This is a genomic window from Streptomyces sp. NPDC056224 (genome assembly GCF_042267665.1).
GTDB lineage: Bacteria > Actinomycetota > Actinomycetes > Streptomycetales > Streptomycetaceae > Streptomyces.
In genome coordinates this window covers 61,957-78,622 of record NZ_JBHJTK010000004.1, presented here as the reverse complement: position 1 = coordinate 78,622, position 16,666 = coordinate 61,957, and the positions used below count along the sequence as shown (strand labels likewise).

Genomic DNA, 16,666 nt, shown 5'->3' with positions numbered 1-16,666 from the left:
CAGTGTGCACCGGCTCGTGAACTCAATGAACGCAAGGGTGACCGGGGTCACAGCGCTGGGTGATGGTCCTCCCGGGACGTATTCACCACAGGAGGCATCGTGGCCGCCAGGCGCGACAGAACGCACTATCTCTACATCGCGGTGATCGCCGCGGTACTCCTCGGCATCGCCGTCGGCTTCGCAGCCCCCGGCGTGGCCGTGGAGCTCAAGCCGCTGGGCACCGGCTTCGTCAACCTCATCAAGATGATGATCTCACCGGTGATCTTCTGCACGATCGTGCTGGGGATCGGCTCGGTCCGCAAGGCCGCCAAGGTGGGCGCGGTGGGCGGACTCGCCCTCGGCTACTTCATGGTGATGTCCACGGTGGCCCTGGCCATCGGTCTGCTGGTGGGGAACCTGCTGGAGCCGGGCAGCGGACTGCACCTGACCGAGGCCGCGCGCCACGCGGGCGAGGCCCAGGCCAAGGCGGGCGGGGCGCAGAGCACCCCGGAGTTCCTGCTCGGGATCATCCCGACCACGCTGGTGTCCGCCTTCACCGGGGGCCAGGTGCTCCAGACGCTGCTGGTGGCGCTGCTGTGCGGGTTCGCGCTCCAGGCCATGGGAGCCGCGGGCGAGCCCGTGCTGCGCGGGATCGGGCACCTGCAGAAGCTGGTCTTCCGGGTACTGGCGATGATCATGTGGGCGGCGCCGGTGGGCGCCTTCGGGGCGATCGCGGCGGTGGTCGGAGCGACAGGCATCGACGCGCTGAAATCCCTCGCCGTCATCATGGTCGGCTTCTACACGACCTGTCTGATCTTCGTCTTCGTGGTGCTGGGCACCCTGCTGAGGGTCTGCACGGGGGTCAGCGTGTTCGCCCTGCTGCGCTACCTAAGCCGGGAGTTCCTGCTCATCCTGTCCACCTCCTCGTCCGAATCCGCGCTGCCGCGGCTGATCGCGAAGATGGAGCACCTGGGGGTGTCGCGCCCGGTCACCGGGATCACGGTGCCGACCGGGTACTCCTTCAACCTGGACGGGACCGCGATCTACCTGACGATGTCCTCGCTGTTCGTCGCGGAGGCGATGGGCAAGCCGCTCGCGCTGGGCGAGCAGATCTCGCTGCTGCTGTTCATGATCATCGCCTCGAAGGGCGCGGCCGGGGTGACCGGCGCCGGCCTCGCCACGCTCGCCGGCGGACTCCAGACGCACCGGCCGGAACTGGTGGACGGGGTCGGCCTGATCGTGGGCATCGACCGGTTCATGAGCGAGGCGCGGGCCCTGACCAACTTCGCGGGCAACGCCGTGGCCACCGTGCTCATCGGGACGTGGACCAAGGAGTTCGACCACGGACGGGCCGCCGAAGTACTGGCCGGGCGGCTGCCGTTCGACGAGACCACGCTGGTCGACGACGCACACGTCGAACCGGCGGGCGCCGTACCGTCCCAGACGGCCGACGCCAAGGAAGGCGTACCGGTGTAGCCGGTCCGCCCCGCAGGGGCCGACCGGGCAGGGCTCGCCCCCACGGTGCCCAGCCCGGTCGGCCCCGACTACTCCCGGTAGGGGCTATTTTCAGCCATCACCCTGAGAACGCGCGTGCTGTAAAAGGTACTTCCATACCGGGGCACGCGTCTGACATCTTGCGTCCACCACTCGTTTCGTACGGCCCGGTAGGTGCCATCCGCACCGCCGGGTCATCGGAGGACGCATTGATACCCCACATATCCAGCCGACCTCGACGTACCCTCGTGCTGGCCGCCACGCTCGGCGCCGCACTCGCTTTCGGGGCTCCCGCCGCGCTCGCGGGCACCGCCCCCGTCTCTCCCTCCGCCCCCGCCTCCGCCCCGGCGGCCGCGGCGGCGCCCCGGGCCGCGGCCCCGACTTCCCAGAGTGCGACCTGGGTTGCCGGCACCCGTGCCTACCTCGTGATCACCGCTCCCGGTGACAGCTCGGCGGTGCGTGCCGCCGTCGCCGCCAACGGCGGTACGGTCTTCACGAACTACGACGCCATCGGCGTCATCGTCGCCCACTCCGCCTCCGGCACCTTCGCCACCACCATGCGCGGTGTGGCCGGGGTCCAGCAGGTCGGCGCCACCCGCACCTCGGACGTGCCGGCCGACGCCTACAACCCGGCGCTCCCCGCCAACCCGGCGCAGGCCACCACCCCGTCGGGCGAGCCGGTCCGCGCCGACATGACCCAGATCAAGGCCGACCAGGCCTGGGCCGTCACCACCGGCTCCCCCACCGTCAAGGTCGGCATCCTCGACACCGGTGTGGACGACCAGCACCAGGACCTGGCGCCGAACTTCAACGCGGCGGACTCCGCGTCCTGCGCCTACGGCAAGGCCGACACCCGCACCGGCTCCTGGCGCGACGTGGGCACCCACGGCACGCACGTGGCCGGCACGGTCGCGGCCGCCAAGAACGGCAAGGGCGTCATCGGCGTGGCCCCGAGCGTGAAGATCTCCTCGGTGCGCATCGCCGAGCCGGGCTCCTCGCTGTTCTTCGCCGAGAACACCGTCTGCGGCTTCATGTGGGCGGGCGACCACGGCTTCAAGGTCACCAACAACAGCTACTACACCGACCCGTGGCAGTTCAACTGCCCGGACAACGCCGACCAGGCCGCGATCATCGAGGGCGTCAAGCGCGCCCAGGAGTACGCGGAGGGCAAGGGTTCGCTGCAGGTCGCGGCGGCCGGCAACTCCAACATCGACCTGGCCAACAAGCGGACCGACACCGAGAGCCCGAACGACTCGACGCCGGTCACCCGCACCATCACCAACGCCTGCCTCGACATCCCGACCGAACTCCCGGGCGTGGTCACGGTCTCGGCGATGGGCACCACCGCGAAGGCCTCGTACTCCAACTTCGGCCTGAACGTCATCGACGTCACGGCCCCCGGCGGGGACGCCACCGGCATCTACAGCACCCAGCCGGGCGGCAAGTACGGCACCATGAGCGGCACTTCGATGGCCTCCCCGCACGTCGCCGGCGTGGCCGCGCTGCTGGCGAGCACCAACCCGGGCATCACCCCGGCGCAGCTGCGCGACAAGCTGGCCACCCAGGCCAACGACGTCGCCTGCCCGTCGGACAGCCGCTGCACGGGCACCACGGCCAAGAACGGCTTCTTCGGCGAGGGCCAGGTCGACGCGCTCAAGGCGGTGGGCTCCACCCCGCCGCCCGGCAAGTACTTCGAGAACCTCGGTGACGTCGCCATCGGCGACAACACCACCGTGGAGAGCCCCCTCACCGTCAGCGGGGTGACCGGCAACGCACCGGCCACCCTCAAGGTGGGCGTGAACATCGTGCACACCTACATCGGTGACCTGAAGGTGGACCTCGTCGCCCCCGACGGCACCGTGTACACCGTGCACAACCGCGCCGGCGGGAGCACCGACAACATCAACACCGTCTACACCGTGAACGCCTCCTCCGAGGTCGCGAACGGCACCTGGAAGCTCCGGGTGAACGACAACGCCGGCGGCGACATCGGCAAGATCGACTCCTGGAACCTCACCTTCTAGGGGTTCCGGCCGGACGGGGCCGTCGGGGGCAGTGCAACTGCACCCCGGCGGCCTCCGTCGGTTCCGCGACCGGGTCTCCGGGTCCGGCACGGCACACAGGCACACCGGGACACCGGGACACCGGGACACCCCTCAGCGTGTGCGCAGCACGCAGTCCCCGCAGAAACCGCCGCCCGGCACCTGGTAGTAGAGGCAGCAGCTGCGCCGTACGAAGGCCATCCCGAGCCCGTCCTCGTGGACGAAGGTGCCGGTGCCGGCCAGCGGCCCGCCCTCGGCCAGCAGGGCGGCCGCCAGGTCCACGGCCGCCCGGCCCGCAACCCGGTCCGTCAGCACCCGGAGCGCCCCGACCAGCGCCGACGCGGCATTCCCGCGCAGCACCTTGGGCGAGACCCGCAGCCGCTCCCGCAGGCCCGCGTCGAGCAGGGCCAGGTTCCCCAGGACGCTCCCGCCGAGCTCCCCGGCCGGCAGTTCCCCCGGCTCGGGCAGCCACAGCTCCAGTGATCCCGCTCCGGGCAGCCGCCACCACACCCGGTCGGCGGCCAGGTCCGGCACCCGGCCGGCCAGCGCCGCGCACCCCAGCCCGATCGACCACAGGCGCGAGGCGATCCCGAGCTGCGCGGTGGAGGCGGCCGTGCGCCCCGGTCCGCTGCCGATCCGCCGCCCCACCTCGGCCGTGTACGGCTCCAGGTGCTCCCCGTACAGAGCGGTCAGCGGCCGGAAGCCCGGGCCGGGCGGCTCCTTCCCGTACGGCACGGTGAAGAACGGCCCCACGGAGGCCAGCTGCCGCAGTACGCCGTCCACGTCAGGCCTCCGGCGCGGTCGTCGTGAGCCCTCGCAGCATGCGTGTCCTCCAGGTCGGGGTGACAGCCCGGCCGGGGTGTCAGCCCGACTGTACGACGGCCCCCGCGGACTCGTGACGCCCCTCCCGGGCCCGGCGGACCGCCGGGCCCATCCCGTACGAGGCGGCCAGGAGGAGCGCGCCGAGCAGCAGCCAGCCCGGGATCCCCCACACCAGGAGCAGCCCGGTCAGCACCAGCGGGCCGGCGGTCCTGGCCACCGGCACGCCGGTCCCGAAGAACCCCTGGTACTGGCCGATCCGGTCCGCGGGAGCCAGCGAGAAGCCGATCTGCCAGGAACCGGCGGACTGCCGCATCTCGGCGTCCGCCTGGAGTACCGCGCCCAGCACGAGCAGCGCGGCGGCCGCCCGGCCCGACCCGGGCAGCGCGGACGCGGCGAACACCGCGCAGGCGGCGGCCATGACCAGCCCGGACACCCGCACGGCCCGCCGCGCACTGTCCAGATCGGTGACCGGCCGGGCCCGGCGCACCTGGAACAGCATCACGGCGACGGTGTTCAGCACGAACAGCGCCGACACCAGCCAGCCGGGGGCGTGCGTGCGCTCCACGGTCCACAGCGGGATGGCGAGGGTGAGCAGCGGCATCCGCAGCAGCAGGATCGCGTTCAGCAGTGTGACCAGGGCGTACGGCCGGTCGCGGAGCACGGCCAGCCGGGGCTCCCCGGCCGTCCGCCCGGCAACCGGCGCCACTGCGGGCAGGCGCAGCAGGACCGCGGCGCACACCAGGAAACTCACGCCGTCCAGCACGAACACCGCGAGGTAGGCCCGCTCGGTGTCCGCGCCCAGGGGCGAGGCCGCCGGCGGCCGCACCGAGCGCCAGTCCGCCGTTGAGCGCGGACTGGAGGTGGGCCAGCACCCCGGTCCGCCGCTCCGGCGCGACCAGGCCCGCGAGCAGCGCCTGCCGGGAGGCCGCCAGCCCGCACTGGGCGGTGGCGTACACGACGACGGTGATCAGGAAGGCCCCGAAGGACCGGATGAAGAGGAGGGCGAGGACCGGGACGGCCGTGGCCACCGCCAGGGACGCCGAGGTGCCCCGCGGCCCCCGCCGGTCGGCGAGCGCGCCCAGCGGTACCCCGGCGACGGAACCGACGGCCCAGGCGACGGTCAGACCGAGAGCGGTCTGCGCCGGCGAGAGGCCGACGACCCGCGTGAAGTACAGCGCCGAACACACGTAGTAGGCGCCGTCTCCGACGGAATGTGCCAGCTGGGCCGCGGCCAGTCGGCGCGGCGCCCCGGGCGGGGGCAGGAACGCGATCGTCACCGGGCCATTGGAGCAGCCGACCGGCCCACCCGGCTGGGCCATTCGGGGCTTCGTCCGGCGGTCCAATTCGCCCCGCGGGTCAGAGGCCGGCGAGGAACTCCAGGAGCGCCCGGTTGAAGGCCTCGGGCTGCTCCACGCCCGGCAGGTGACCGGCCCGCCCGATGACGGCGAGCACCGAGTGCGGCATCAGCGCGTGCAGGGCCTCGGCCTCCGCGACCGGGGTGTAGACGTCGTCCGCGCCGACGACCACGAGGCAGGGCTCGGTCGCCCCGGCGAGTACGGGCCGGTAGTCGGGGCGCTCGGCCCGGCCGCGCAGGGCGGCGGCCGCGCCCTCGGGGTCGGTGGCGCGCATCATGGCGCTCACCCGCTCGGCGGCCTCGGGCATGCCGGTCACGTTGTAGGGCGCCAGCATCTTGTCGATGACTTCTTCGGCGTACGGCCCCATGCCTTCGGCGAGCAGCCTGTCGGCGAGTTCGCGGCGGTGCTTCGCGCCCTCTTCGGTCTCCGGCAGGGGGGTGGTGTCGGAGAGTACGAGGGCCCTTACCAGACCCGGGTGGCGCAGCCGCGTCTCCATGGCGATCTGCCCGCCCATGGACACACCGCCGACGACCGCTTGTTCGATTCCCAGCCGGGCGAGGAGAGCGGCGATGTCATCGGCGAGATCAGCGAGCAGGGCCTTGCCGGCCAGCACCGGGCTTTCCCCGTATCCCCGCAGGTCAGGGGTGATCACACGGTACCCGGCGGCGGTCAGGGCGGCCGTCTGGGGGGCCCACATCGTGCGGTTGAACGGATGTCCGTGGATCAGGATTACGGGCGCTGCGGCACGGGGACCCAAGTCGTCGAAAAAGAGGTTCACGCCATTGCCAAATTGGGGGTTCATGAGAGCACTTTAAGGAGCTACATTGAGCCACTCGCGTTCACCTGACAGCTCGTTGCCTTTCACCCGTGTTTTGCACGGGGGGCGACGTCAGGGACGCAGACTGTGCAACCACCCCACCGCCCAGAAGGACCGAAGGCTCCGTGCCCGTACCCGTACTCCTCGCCGGCCGCTCCGTGCGGCTCGAGCCCCTCGCCCCCCACCACACCGAGGCTCTGGCCGTGGCCGGGGCCGAGGATCGTACGACTTACGCCTTCACTCCCGTACCCCACGGCGTGCAGGCGTCCCACGAGTACATCGACCGTGCCCTCGCCGATCAGGCGGCGGGTCGATCGGTCCCGTTCGCGGTGGTCAGAGCCACCGACGGGCGGGTCGTCGGTTCGACCCGGTTCCTGGAACTCGACTACTGGCAGGGGCCCCTCGTGTGGCCCGCCGTGCCCGGCGTCCCGTTCGGCGATCCGGCGACGGCGATCCCCGATGCCGCCGAGATCGGCAATACCTGGCTGTCCCCGAGCGCCCAGGGAACCGGCATCAACACCGAGGCGAAGCTGCTCCTGCTCCGCCATGCCTTCGAGACCTGGGGCGTCCGGCGCATCTCACTGCGCGCGGACGCCCGCAACGGGCGCTCGCGGGCCGCGATGGAACGTCTCGGCTTCACCTGCGAGGGGGTCCGCCGGGCCCATTCGCGGGGGCTCGACGGCGCGGTCCGCAGTACGGCCTTCTACTCGATCCTCGACGAGGAGTGGCCGGCCGTGCGGTCGATCATCGAGATGAGGCTGTCGGCCGGCGCGCAGCGCAAGCGGCGCCGCAAGACGCTGATCCCGGCGTAACGGTCGCGCCCGGGCCTCGCCCCGGCCCTCCTCATCCGAGGAGGGCCGGGGCGAGGGCCGATGCCATGAGCCGGGCGGGGGCGCCGCTCCCGTCGGCCGGTACGGAGTACAGATCGGCGCCGAAGTCTCCCGGCAGGGAGTAGACGACCGTCCGGTCGTCCGTCCACACCACCTGGTCGTCCACGCTGCGCTCCTCCGCGAGGGGGGTCTCCGCGCCCGAGGCGAGGTCCAGCGCGTACAACCGCCAGGGCGCCTCGGCCGGCAGGTCCGGCACCCGCTTCTTGAACACCACCCGCGTCCCGTCGGGCGACAGGGAGGGGCACTCGACGTTCTCGCGCAGGGTGGTCACGGTCCGCGCGGCCAGGTCGCCGCGGACCAGGTGGGTGCGGCCGCCGGTGGCCAGCGTCGCGTAGAAGGTCCGCTCGTCGGCGGCGAAGGTGACCCCCCAGAAGTTCACGTCGGCGCTGCGGTAGGGCCTGCCGTCCTTGAGGATCGTGAAGTCCTCCAGTGAGGCGTCGAGCCTGCCGGTGCGCAGGTCGAGCACCGAGGTCCGGGTGGAGAAGTCGGTACCGGCGTAGCTGTCCCCGCCGACGAAGACGGTCCAGGCGGCGAGGTGGCCGCCGGGCGAGACCCGGGCGCGGGTGGGGACGCCGGCCAGCGCGTGCGCGGAGACCTGCTTCAGCCCGGCGTCGAGGACGACGGCCCGGTAGCCGTCCTGGACCCCGCCCTTGTCGACCCGGAGGCAGATCCCGGTGCCGGCTGCGGCGTGGAAGCGCAGGCAGCTCACCCCGGACGCGGTACGGGCCCCCTCGGGCGCGGCGGCCGGGACGGTGGCGAGCTCGTCGCGGTGCGGGCCCCAGGCCATGTTCCGGAACACGATCCGCGGGCCGTCCCCGGCCGGGGCCAGGGAGACCGCCCCCCGGGTGATCTGCGGGCCGCCCGCCCGCGCGTGGTTCTTCTCGTCCGCCCGCGAGGAGGCCCGCAGGAAGGAGTGCACGGCCACGGCGGCGAGCAGGACGACGAAGGCGGCGAGGATCAGGATCCGGCGCTGGGGGGTCATGGGGGCCTTTCTCGTATCTGTCACACGGTGGGGATCAGTCCGCGGCGGGGCGCAGCCGGACGCACACGCCGACGGCGGCGGCGAGCAGCACGCATGCGACGGCGAGCGCGGGGCGCGGACCCCAGACGGTCCAGGCGGCGCCGAAGCCGAGGGCGGCGGCGAAGCGGGCGAGGGCCTGGCCGGTCTGGACGAGGGCGAGGCCGCCGCCGCGGTGCTCTTCGGGGACGGCCGCGGCGGCCGCGGCCATCAGCACCCCGTCGGTGGCTGCGTAGAAGCCGCCGTGCAGCAGGAGCACCGCGTACGGCAGCCACGGGTGGTGGCCGCCGGCGAGGAGCAGCCCGTACGCGAGCAGCAGCGCGAGGTGGCCGCCGAGGAAGACGCGCCGGCGGCCGATCCGGTCGGCGAGCCGCCCGAGCGGCAGGGCGAGGAGGAAGAAGGCGGCGGCGGTGCCCAGCGGCAGCAGGGCGAACCAGCGGTCGGCGAGCCCGGTGGCGCGCTGGAGCAGCAGGAAGACGAAGCCGTCGCTGACCGTGCACAGGCCGAGCAGCAGCGCGGACAGGCCGGTCCGGCGCAGGTCGCGGCCGCGCAGCAGCCCGACGGAGGCGCGCAGGGAGACACGGACGGGGACGCCGTCGGCGCCCGCGGCGGCCCGGGCGGGGGCGGGGCGGCCGGGGACGAAGAGCACGAGGACGAGGACCCCGAGGGCGGCGACGCAGGCGCTGACGGTGAAGACGGCGTCGTAGCCGTCGGCGGCCCCGCGCAGGATGAGGAAGGCGAGGACCGGGCCGACGAGGGCGCCCGCGGTGTCCATCGCCCGGTGCACGCCGAAGGCCCGGCCGCGGTCCTCGGGGGCGGCGGCGAGGGAGATCAGCGCGTCGCGCGGCGCGGTGCGCAGGCCCTTGCCGGTGCGGTCGAGGGCGAGGACGGCCCCGATGGCGGGCAGGGTGTGCGCGAGCAGCAACAGCGGCTTGCACAGGGCGGAGAGGGCGTAGCCGGCTCCGGCGAGGGCCTTGTGGCGGCCGAAGCGGTCGCCGAGGTGGCCGCCGGCCAGCCGGACCAGCGCACCGACCCCGTTGTAGAGGCCGTCGAGCAGGCCGAATCCGAGCGGGGAGAGCCCGAGTCCGGCGACGAGGTAGAGCGGGAGCACGGCGGCGACCATCTCGGAGGAGATGTCGGTGATGAGGCTGACCGTGCCCAGGGCGAGCACCGTGGGCGCGAGCGCGGCGCGCCGCCCGGGGCGGGTGCCCCGGGCGGCGGCCGACTGCTCGGGCGGCACGGCGGGCGCGGGAGTACCGCGGCTGTCCGCAACGTACATGGTCAGACGGCCCAGATCCCCGTGATGTCCTTGGCACCGGCCGCGTTCCCGGCGTGGGTGGTCAGGCCGGCCAGGCCCTCCAGGGTGCGCAGCATGTCGTAGTGGTTGTAGGTGGTGCCCGACGTGCTGCCCGGGGTCACCGGCTGGCCGTAGAGCACGGTCGGGATCTTGTTGCCGGCCAGCCTGTTGTCCTCGTCGAAGGTGACGACGAGGAGGCTGTTGTGGGTCTTGGCCCAGTCCGCGTAGGCCTTGAGGTTGTTCTTGAGCCAGGTGTCGCCGGTGCCGACGGAGCAGTCGTGCATGTCGTTGCACAGGTTCGGGACGACGAAGGAGACGTCGGGCAGGGTGGTGAAGTCCGTCGGGAACTGGGTCATCGTCTTCGCGGTGCTGGTGGGCACGTTGGAGAAGGCGAACCAGGGGTTGTGCTTGCGGGCGTACTTGCCGCTGGAGCAGGTGGTGGATCCCTGGCTGGGGAGGGTCTCGTTGTAGCTGGCCCAGCTCTTGCCCGCAGCGATCAGCTCGGAGGCGAGGTTGGGCGCGGAGCTGAAGCCGGGGGTGTAGCAGCTGTCGCCGGTGACGCCCTGGTTCGAACCCGAGAACAGCTGCAGGTAGTTGGGCTGGCTGGGGTGGGTGATGCCGTAGGACCGGGTGAGGTTGGCGCCCCCGGCCTTCAGGGAGTTGATGTACGGGGCGCTGGAGCTGCCGATGACCTGGCTGTAGGCGTGGTTCTCGAAGACCACGACGACGACGTGGTCGGGGGCGGGCAGCGCGGCCGCGTGGGCGGGCTGGGCGGCGCCGATGCCCGCCCACAGGGCCGCGGCGGCGGCGGTGATGCCGAATGCGGCGGCGAGGGCGGTCCCACGACGAGACTTTGGCGGGGTCATGCCAAACACGAGTACCTCCGGGCGGTGTGGGGGTTCTGGGGGCGGCGCGCAGGCACCATACCCAGGGGCATGTGCATGGGCCAGGGACGTTCGGCGAACAGAACCGGAACTCGGCGGGCCCTTCCGGCGTCGGGCAACGGCCTTCCCTAGAGCACCCCAAGAGAAGGAAAAATCCGGAACCCTGGCATGCTTTCGTTCATCTTTCGAACGGAAGAACCAAGCCGTCAGACCACCGCCCCTCGGGGCAGCACCAGCCGGAGAGCCACCGCACATGTCGTACGCACCCGACGGGCAGCAGTACCAGCCGCCGTACCGGCCGGAAGGGCAGAACCCGCAGCAGCCCTACGGCGACCAGTACGGGCGGCGGCAGTACGGACAGCAGCCGCACGAACCGTACGAGCCCCACGGCGGGCAGCCCCAGCACCCCCAGCAGCCTTACGGGCAGGAGCCGTACGAGCCGCAGGGCCCCTACGGGCAGGAGCCCCCGTACGAGCCCCGGCGCAAGTCCCGGGGGCGGCGCTGGGTGATCGCGGGCGTCTGCGTACTCGCGCTCGCGGGCATAGCCGCCGGCGTGATGTACCACTTCGAGATACCCCCCTTCACCGACAAGGGCGCGGCGGTGTCCTTCGGGCAGTCGGCCGCCGGGGACGACGGCAAGAAGAAGGACGCCGCCCCGCAGCCGGTGAACTCCAAGATGCTCATGCCCACGGGGCCCAAGGCCGAGTTCAAGAACTCAATGACCCTGCCCGACGGGACCCACGTCGCCGTCACGACGCTGGACGGCAAGAAGTCCGGCTTCAAGGGCAAGGTGTGGGTCTGGGCGCCCAAGGAGTACAACGACCCGAAGTTCGCCAAGAGCGGCTTCCCGGTCATGATCGCCCTGCCGGGCGGCGCCGGATACCCGAGCAACTACTGGATGGGCACCGACCTGGGCCTCCAGACCAGCATCGCCAAGTGGTACACCGAGGGGAAGAGCAAGCCCTTCATCCTGGCCATGCCGGTGCTCAACCCCGCACCGGACGACAAGGGCATCTACTGGGACGGCTCCGACATCCCCGAGCAGCCCAAGATGGGCACCTGGCTGACCGAAGACGTCCCCGACCTGATGAAGGCGAACTTCCGCACCGTCAAGTCCCGTGACGGCTGGGCCTTCATGGGCTCTTCCACCGGCGGCTTCGCCGGGCTGAAGGCGGTCCTGAAGCACCCGGACAAGTTCAAGGCCGTGATCGCCTCCGGCCCGGACATCGTCCCCGACTCCTCGCTGTGGAAGGGCCACGACAAGGAGAAGGCCGAGAACAACCCCGAAATCCTGGCGAAGCAGCTCATCGACCGCAAGGGGCCGGACGTCTATCTCGCCTTCCAGGTCGGAGACAGCGAGAACAACAAGAAGACCCTCCCGGACGTGCAGAAGTTCATCGCCACCTTCGGCAACAAGGGGCCGGTCCACACCGAGCTCAGGATCATCAAGGGCGGCCAGCACAACGCCAAGACCTATGTCCCGAACATGGGTGAGGGGCCGATCCAGTTCATCAGCAAGGTCATGGAAGGACCCGTCGAGTAACGGGCGACGCGTCCGTTCCACCCTCATCGAGCCCCTTGAGCTCGGCTTCCCTGAGCTCGGCTTCCCTGAGCTCGGCTTCCTCGAGGGCAGCTGCCCTGAGACCAGCGTCCTCGAGCTCCGGCCCGCCGAACACCCTCGGCGGGCCGTTGCCGTCCCAGGGCGCCCAGCCCGGTTCCCCCTGCACCGCGAAGCGCACCCAGGCCGCGTGCATCTCGTCGGCCAGGGCCTGCGGGGTGTCGGGCCCGGCCAGCCAGGACGCCTCCGACACGCCGAGGGTGTCGAACACGAAGCCCAGCTCCAGGGCGTGGCAGGCACCGAGGCCCGGGACGCCCGAGGGCCACGCGAACTCGTACAGGAAGCTCGGCGCCGTCCGCCGCGTCCCGGCGAGCCTGCGCAGCGGGTCGCGCAGCAGCCGGTCGGTGAGCAGCTGGCCGGCGAGGTCGGCGGGACCCGCACCGGGAAGGGCGGCGCGCAGTGCGTTCACCGCGGCCCGGTCCTTGGCGCTGCGGAACCGGGCCAGCTCCACGGCGAGCGGGCCCAGCCGGTCCAACAGGCGCATCCCGCCGGTCGGCGCGAGCCAGAGCCGGTACTCCTCGGTGGTCCACCCCATCAGCAGCGGTACGCCGGACCGGCACGCGGCGTCGAGCGGGTCGTCGGGAAGCGTGTCCGGGTCGGTGACGAGGCCGAAGGCCGGACCGCCGGCGACGGGGCTCGACCTTCGCAGGACGGCCGCCTGGGCGGCGAGCAGGGTGGACAGGCCGGTGGCTCCGAAGGCCTCGGCGGTGGCGTCCGTCTTCAGCAGCGAGGCCATCCGCCGGACCATGGAGCGCACCCGGTCGCGGGGCAGTGCCTCGGGGGCCCCGCTCTGCAGGACCGCCCGGCCGAAGAGGCCGGCGGCCCGGGGGGCGGCGAGCAGGGAACCGATGCTGATGGCTCCGGCGGACTCGCCGAACACGGTGACGCGGGAGGGGTCGCCGCCGAAGGCCCCGATGTTGTCGCGGACCCATTCGAGGGCGGCGACCTGGTCCAGCAGGCCCCGGTTGGCGGGCGCGTCGGGGAAGAGCCCGTAGCCGAGGACGCCGAGGCGGTAGTTGAAGGAGACGAGTACGACGCCGTCGCGGGCGAAGGCGGAGCCGTCGTAGACGGGTACGGCCGAGGACCCCCGGGTGAGCGCCCCGCCGTGGATCCACACCATGACGGGCAGCCGGGCCCCGGGAGCCGGGTCGGGCGTCCACACGTTGACGCTCAGGCAGTCGTCCCCGGCGATCTCCGGGTCGGGCAGCAGGGCCGCGAACTTCGGCGGGTAGGGCACCTTGGGCGCGGTGGGCCCGAACGCGCCGGCGTCACGGACGCCGTCCCACGGCTCCGGGGGCGCGGGCGCCGCGAAGCGCAGGGCGCCGACGGGCGGAGCCGCGTAGGGAACGCCCCGGAAGACGGCCGTCCCGCCCGGTCCGGTCCGGCCCTCGACCACGCCGTACGCGGTCCTGGCCCGGGGCAGGCCGCCGGTACCGCCGCCCGCTGCGCTCATCTCGTCCTCCTGGATCCGGTGCCCGGCGCACGGTCGCACAGCCCTCCAACGGGTGACAAGGCGTGACCGTGCCCGCGCCCGGCCCGGTTGACCGGGCATGCGATCCCTGCGTATCCACCACACCATGGCCGCCCTGCTGCTGGCGGCCGCCACGCTCACCGTGGGCGCCGCGGCCCATGCGGCCGGCGGGTCGGACTTCCAGTACGTCGGCCAGGACGACCGGGTCCACGGGCTCGGCGCCCCCGTGGGCTGCGTCGAGGCACAGGGCGGCGGCGCCCGGGCGGTCACCAACGGGACCCGGCGGACGGTGACCCTCTACCGCGAACCCGGGTGCACGGGCCGGGCGGTCGCGGTCCTGAGCCCGGGCACGGTCACCCAGGTGCGGCCGTACTTCGCCTCCGCGCGCTTCATGGTCACCAGGTAGGCGCAGCGGCCGTGACCCCTCGGCCGTCGCGGCGTTGTATGCCATGTCAAATGCCGCAGATTCTGCGGCGCCCATATCTCACGAGGAGATCTTGATGTCGCGTATCGCGAAGGCATTCGCCATCACCGCTGTCGCCGGTAGCGCCATGGCCACCGGTGCGGGTCTGGCCGTCGCCGATGCCGGAGCGCACGGTGCGGCGGTCGGCTCCCCCGGTGTCCTGTCGGGCAACCTGCTCCAGGTTCCGGTGCACGTCCCGGTCAACGTCTGCGGCAACACCGTCAACGTGATCGCCCTGCTGAACCCGGCGTTCGGCAACACCTGCGTCAACGCGTCGGGCGGCGAGCACCACACCGAGGGTGGCGACTACGGTCACTGATCCCCGGATCGTCTGACCGCCTGATCGTTTGATCGGCCGAAGGGCCCCCGCCCGTGGGCGGGGGCCCTTCCCCGTGTCATTCGTAGCGGTAGAGGCCCTGGTGGCCGAACATCTCGCGCGGAGTGATGTTCCACGGCGGCATCGGCTCGTCGAGGGCGATCACCCGGCCGCGTTGGAGGTCTCCGTGGGCGGGTGGTACGGCGGGCAGGTAGCCGGAGCGGGGGTGCTTGTGCTGCCAGCGGTCCCAGATCAGGTCCACGAAGGCGTGGTGCAGCCAGAAGACCGGGTCGTTGGGCGCCGTGCCGCCCGTCATGTGTCCGCCGATCCACTGGTGGACCTTGTTGTGGTTGCGCCAGCGCTCGCTCTTGGGGGCGGCCCAGCCCTCCAGCTTGTTGCGGAAGCCGTCGACCGTGGAGTTCCAGGGCGAGGCGTCGTAGACCGGGTCGTCGATCGCCCACTGGAGCTCGGCCGGGGTGGGCAGGGCGATGGGGTTCTGCGGCCGGCCGAGGTTGCGGGTGAGGAAGGCGGACTCCGTGATGCCCACCGTCACGGTCCAGTTGCCCTTGTCGTAGGCGAACGGTCCGGTCATCACCTTGCGGTCGCTCGCCCGGCCGGTGCCGCCGAGGAAGTCGTCGGCCCACAAGGACGAGACCGGGCTCGTGTCGGTGGTCCAGTCCCAGTACGGGACGGACACGCCGGGGTCGACCGCCCGCAGCTGCTTCTCGAACTCCAGCAGGTAGCGCCGGTGCCACGGGAAGAAGGACGGGGACATGTGCCCGACGCGGAGCTTGCGGTCACGGTCCGGTACGAAGTACTTGTCGTGGGTGCGCACGAAGGCGTCGTAGACGCCGCTGCGCTTGAGCTCCAGCACGGCGGCCGTGAACCGCTTCTTCTGGGCGCTGGTCAGGTTCTTCTGGTTCTGCCGGGTGTACAACGCGGGGCTCCTCCCGTCAGCCGTGGTGCGGGGCGGCGGCCGCCAGCTGGGCCGTGCCCAGTTCGTCGACGGCCGCGCGGGCCACTTCCAGCGGCGTCCCGAAGGACTCGAAGTGGTTGACCCCGCTGAGGTAACTGCCGTCGGCCCGGCGCATGACGTGCAGCGGGCGCCCGTCGATGCGGATCCCCGCCCGGTCGACGGCGATGTGCCGGCCCCGGTACGTCTCCTCCGCGAGCGGGGCCGGCGTGAGGGTCTGCCGGGGGCGGCGGGCGCGCAGTACGGGCGCCAGGGCCGCGGCCGTACCGGCGGCCACGGCTGCGGTGAAGGCCGTACGGAGCAACGCGCGGCGGGTGGGAAGGGCGGCGGGTGCTGCGGACATTCGGTCTCCCTCGCTAGGTGGCCGGCGACTACGGGTCTAACGCCGCGCGGCGGGCGAGGTCACCCTTGAGGGTGCTTGTAGAAGAGCGTGGTGGGGTGCAGGCGGCCGGCCGGATCGGTGGCGTAGTCGGGAATGGTGCCGGCCTCCGTCCAGCCGGCTTGCCGGTAGACGTTCTCGGCGCCGCTGCCCGTCTCGGTGTCCAGGAACAGCAGCACCACGCCGGCTCGGGCGGCGGCCGCCTCGGCCTCGGCGAGCAGGGCGCGGGCGGTGCCGCGGCCGCGGGCTGCCGGGTGGACCATGAGCTTGCGCAGCTCGGCGCGGTGGCGGCCGTTGGGCTTGGACTCCCGGTACCAGCTGACGGTGCCGTCGATGCTGCCGTCGCCACCGGTGCGGGAGACCCACAGGGCGAGGGATCCCTCCTCGACGACGGGCAGCAGCGAGTCCCACCAGGCAGCGGCGCCCTCGTGGTCGAGGCCGGCGAGGAAGCCGAGCGAGGAGCCGTCGGCGACCACGTCGAGGAGCAGGGCGGCGAGCTCGTCGCGGTGGGCGCGGAGTTCCGTGGCGGTGAGCGGGGTGATGGCGGCCGTCATGTGGCCGAGCATAAGGATCACGCGGCGGCGCGCCGCAGGCGGGGCAGGTGACGGCCGCGGCCGCCCCGAGCGCGAGCCGAGGCCGGCCGGGGCGGCGGCGGTCGGCATGTCCGGCGGCCCGGCCGGATGCCGGCCGAGGCAGGCGCCGAGGCAGGCGGCCGCACCGGGCAACGGCTGGCAGGGCGAGGGCGGGCGGCCGACGCCCGAGCGCCCTCGCCCGGCCCCTGCCCCGCGCTCCCCTGCCCTGCCCTGCCCTGCCCTGCCCTGCCCCTGCATTGCCCGGCCCTGGCCGGC

16 protein-coding genes and 1 pseudogene are annotated in these 16,666 nt (G+C 72.6%); 6 read left to right on the top strand and 11 right to left on the bottom strand.

What is annotated here, in order from left to right; all coding sequences use genetic code 11:
- Positions 1–99: 99 nt before the first annotated feature.
- Positions 100–1,455 carry a cation:dicarboxylate symporter family transporter gene (locus ACFCZ1_RS07700; RefSeq protein ID WP_376677479.1) on the top strand — a complete coding sequence of 452 codons (1,356 nt, stop codon included), beginning with the start codon at positions 100–102 and terminating at the stop codon, positions 1,453–1,455.
- Between the two features lie 266 nt (positions 1,456–1,721).
- On the top strand, positions 1,722–3,497 hold the full coding sequence (locus ACFCZ1_RS07695; RefSeq protein ID WP_376677478.1) for a S8 family serine peptidase: 1,776 nt from the start codon (positions 1,722–1,724) through the stop codon (positions 3,495–3,497).
- Between the two features lie 132 nt (positions 3,498–3,629).
- On the opposite strand, the gene ACFCZ1_RS07690 is transcribed toward ACFCZ1_RS07695, so the two are convergent.
- From ACFCZ1_RS07690 to ACFCZ1_RS07675, 4 genes and pseudogenes are all read right to left on the bottom strand, one after another.
- Positions 3,630–4,298, bottom strand: a complete 669-nt coding sequence (locus ACFCZ1_RS07690) for a (2Fe-2S)-binding protein (RefSeq protein WP_376677477.1) — start codon at positions 4,296–4,298, stop codon at positions 3,630–3,632.
- Between the two features lie 79 nt (positions 4,299–4,377).
- The gene (locus ACFCZ1_RS07685; RefSeq protein WP_376677476.1) at positions 4,378–5,163 is read right to left on the bottom strand and encodes a hypothetical protein; all 786 of its coding nucleotides are present in this window, start codon (positions 5,161–5,163) and stop codon (positions 4,378–4,380) included.
- A gap of 40 nt (positions 5,164–5,203) precedes the next feature.
- Positions 5,204–5,656 (bottom strand): annotated as a pseudogene (locus tag ACFCZ1_RS07680) (MFS transporter); the annotation flags it as partial.
- 37 nt (positions 5,657–5,693) lie between these two features.
- Complete coding sequence (locus tag ACFCZ1_RS07675) at positions 5,694–6,494, bottom strand: alpha/beta fold hydrolase (RefSeq protein WP_376677475.1); 801 nt, start codon at positions 6,492–6,494, stop codon at positions 5,694–5,696.
- A gap of 140 nt (positions 6,495–6,634) precedes the next feature.
- On the opposite strand from ACFCZ1_RS07675, the gene ACFCZ1_RS07670 reads away from it, so the two are divergent.
- Entirely contained in the window at positions 6,635–7,321 is a 687-nt protein-coding gene (locus tag ACFCZ1_RS07670; RefSeq protein WP_376677474.1) for a GNAT family N-acetyltransferase, read from the top strand.
- Positions 7,322–7,352: 31 nt separating this feature from the next.
- On the opposite strand, the gene ACFCZ1_RS07665 is transcribed toward ACFCZ1_RS07670, so the two are convergent.
- From ACFCZ1_RS07665 to ACFCZ1_RS07655, 3 genes are read right to left on the bottom strand one after another with little or no spacing between them, the layout of a single operon-like run.
- Positions 7,353–8,381 (bottom strand): TolB family protein, encoded by a 1,029-nt coding sequence (locus ACFCZ1_RS07665; protein WP_376677473.1) that lies wholly within the window; start codon positions 8,379–8,381, stop codon positions 7,353–7,355.
- A gap of 34 nt (positions 8,382–8,415) precedes the next feature.
- On the bottom strand, positions 8,416–9,696 hold the full coding sequence (locus tag ACFCZ1_RS07660; protein ID WP_376677472.1) for an MFS transporter: 1,281 nt from the start codon (positions 9,694–9,696) through the stop codon (positions 8,416–8,418).
- Between the two features lie 2 nt (positions 9,697–9,698).
- Positions 9,699–10,580, bottom strand: a complete 882-nt coding sequence (locus ACFCZ1_RS07655; RefSeq protein WP_376677471.1) for an alkaline phosphatase family protein — start codon at positions 10,578–10,580, stop codon at positions 9,699–9,701.
- A gap of 271 nt (positions 10,581–10,851) precedes the next feature.
- Here ACFCZ1_RS07655 and ACFCZ1_RS07650 point away from each other — a divergent pair, with 271 nt between their 5' ends.
- Positions 10,852–12,141 carry an alpha/beta hydrolase-fold protein gene (locus ACFCZ1_RS07650; RefSeq protein ID WP_376677470.1) on the top strand — a complete coding sequence of 430 codons (1,290 nt, stop codon included), beginning with the start codon at positions 10,852–10,854 and terminating at the stop codon, positions 12,139–12,141.
- Here the strand turns inward: ACFCZ1_RS07650 and ACFCZ1_RS07645 are convergent.
- Positions 12,119–13,669 (bottom strand): carboxylesterase/lipase family protein, encoded by a 1,551-nt coding sequence (locus ACFCZ1_RS07645; RefSeq protein ID WP_376677469.1) that lies wholly within the window; start codon positions 13,667–13,669, stop codon positions 12,119–12,121. The two genes, ACFCZ1_RS07650 and ACFCZ1_RS07645, sit on opposite strands and share 23 nt — an antisense overlap.
- 97 nt (positions 13,670–13,766) lie before the next feature.
- Between ACFCZ1_RS07645 and ACFCZ1_RS07640 the strand changes: the two genes are divergently transcribed.
- The gene (locus ACFCZ1_RS07640; protein ID WP_376677468.1) at positions 13,767–14,093 is read left to right on the top strand and encodes a hypothetical protein; all 327 of its coding nucleotides are present in this window, start codon (positions 13,767–13,769) and stop codon (positions 14,091–14,093) included.
- Positions 14,094–14,187: 94 nt separating this feature from the next.
- Positions 14,188–14,469 carry a chaplin gene (locus ACFCZ1_RS07635; protein ID WP_376677467.1) on the top strand — a complete coding sequence of 94 codons (282 nt, stop codon included), beginning with the start codon at positions 14,188–14,190 and terminating at the stop codon, positions 14,467–14,469.
- 76 nt (positions 14,470–14,545) lie between these two features.
- Here ACFCZ1_RS07635 and ACFCZ1_RS07630 read toward each other — a convergent pair whose 3' ends face one another.
- From ACFCZ1_RS07630 to ACFCZ1_RS07620, 3 genes are read right to left on the bottom strand one after another with little or no spacing between them, the layout of a single operon-like run.
- Positions 14,546–15,403, bottom strand: coding sequence for a tyrosinase family protein (locus ACFCZ1_RS07630; protein ID WP_376677466.1), 858 nt, complete (start codon positions 15,401–15,403; stop codon positions 14,546–14,548).
- Between the two features lie 16 nt (positions 15,404–15,419).
- Positions 15,420–15,782 carry a tyrosinase family oxidase copper chaperone gene (locus ACFCZ1_RS07625; RefSeq protein WP_376677465.1) on the bottom strand — a complete coding sequence of 121 codons (363 nt, stop codon included), beginning with the start codon at positions 15,780–15,782 and terminating at the stop codon, positions 15,420–15,422.
- A 59-nt stretch (positions 15,783–15,841) separates the two neighbouring features.
- Positions 15,842–16,372 carry a GNAT family N-acetyltransferase gene (locus ACFCZ1_RS07620; RefSeq protein ID WP_376677464.1) on the bottom strand — a complete coding sequence of 177 codons (531 nt, stop codon included), beginning with the start codon at positions 16,370–16,372 and terminating at the stop codon, positions 15,842–15,844.
- Positions 16,373–16,666: the final 294 nt, after the last annotated feature.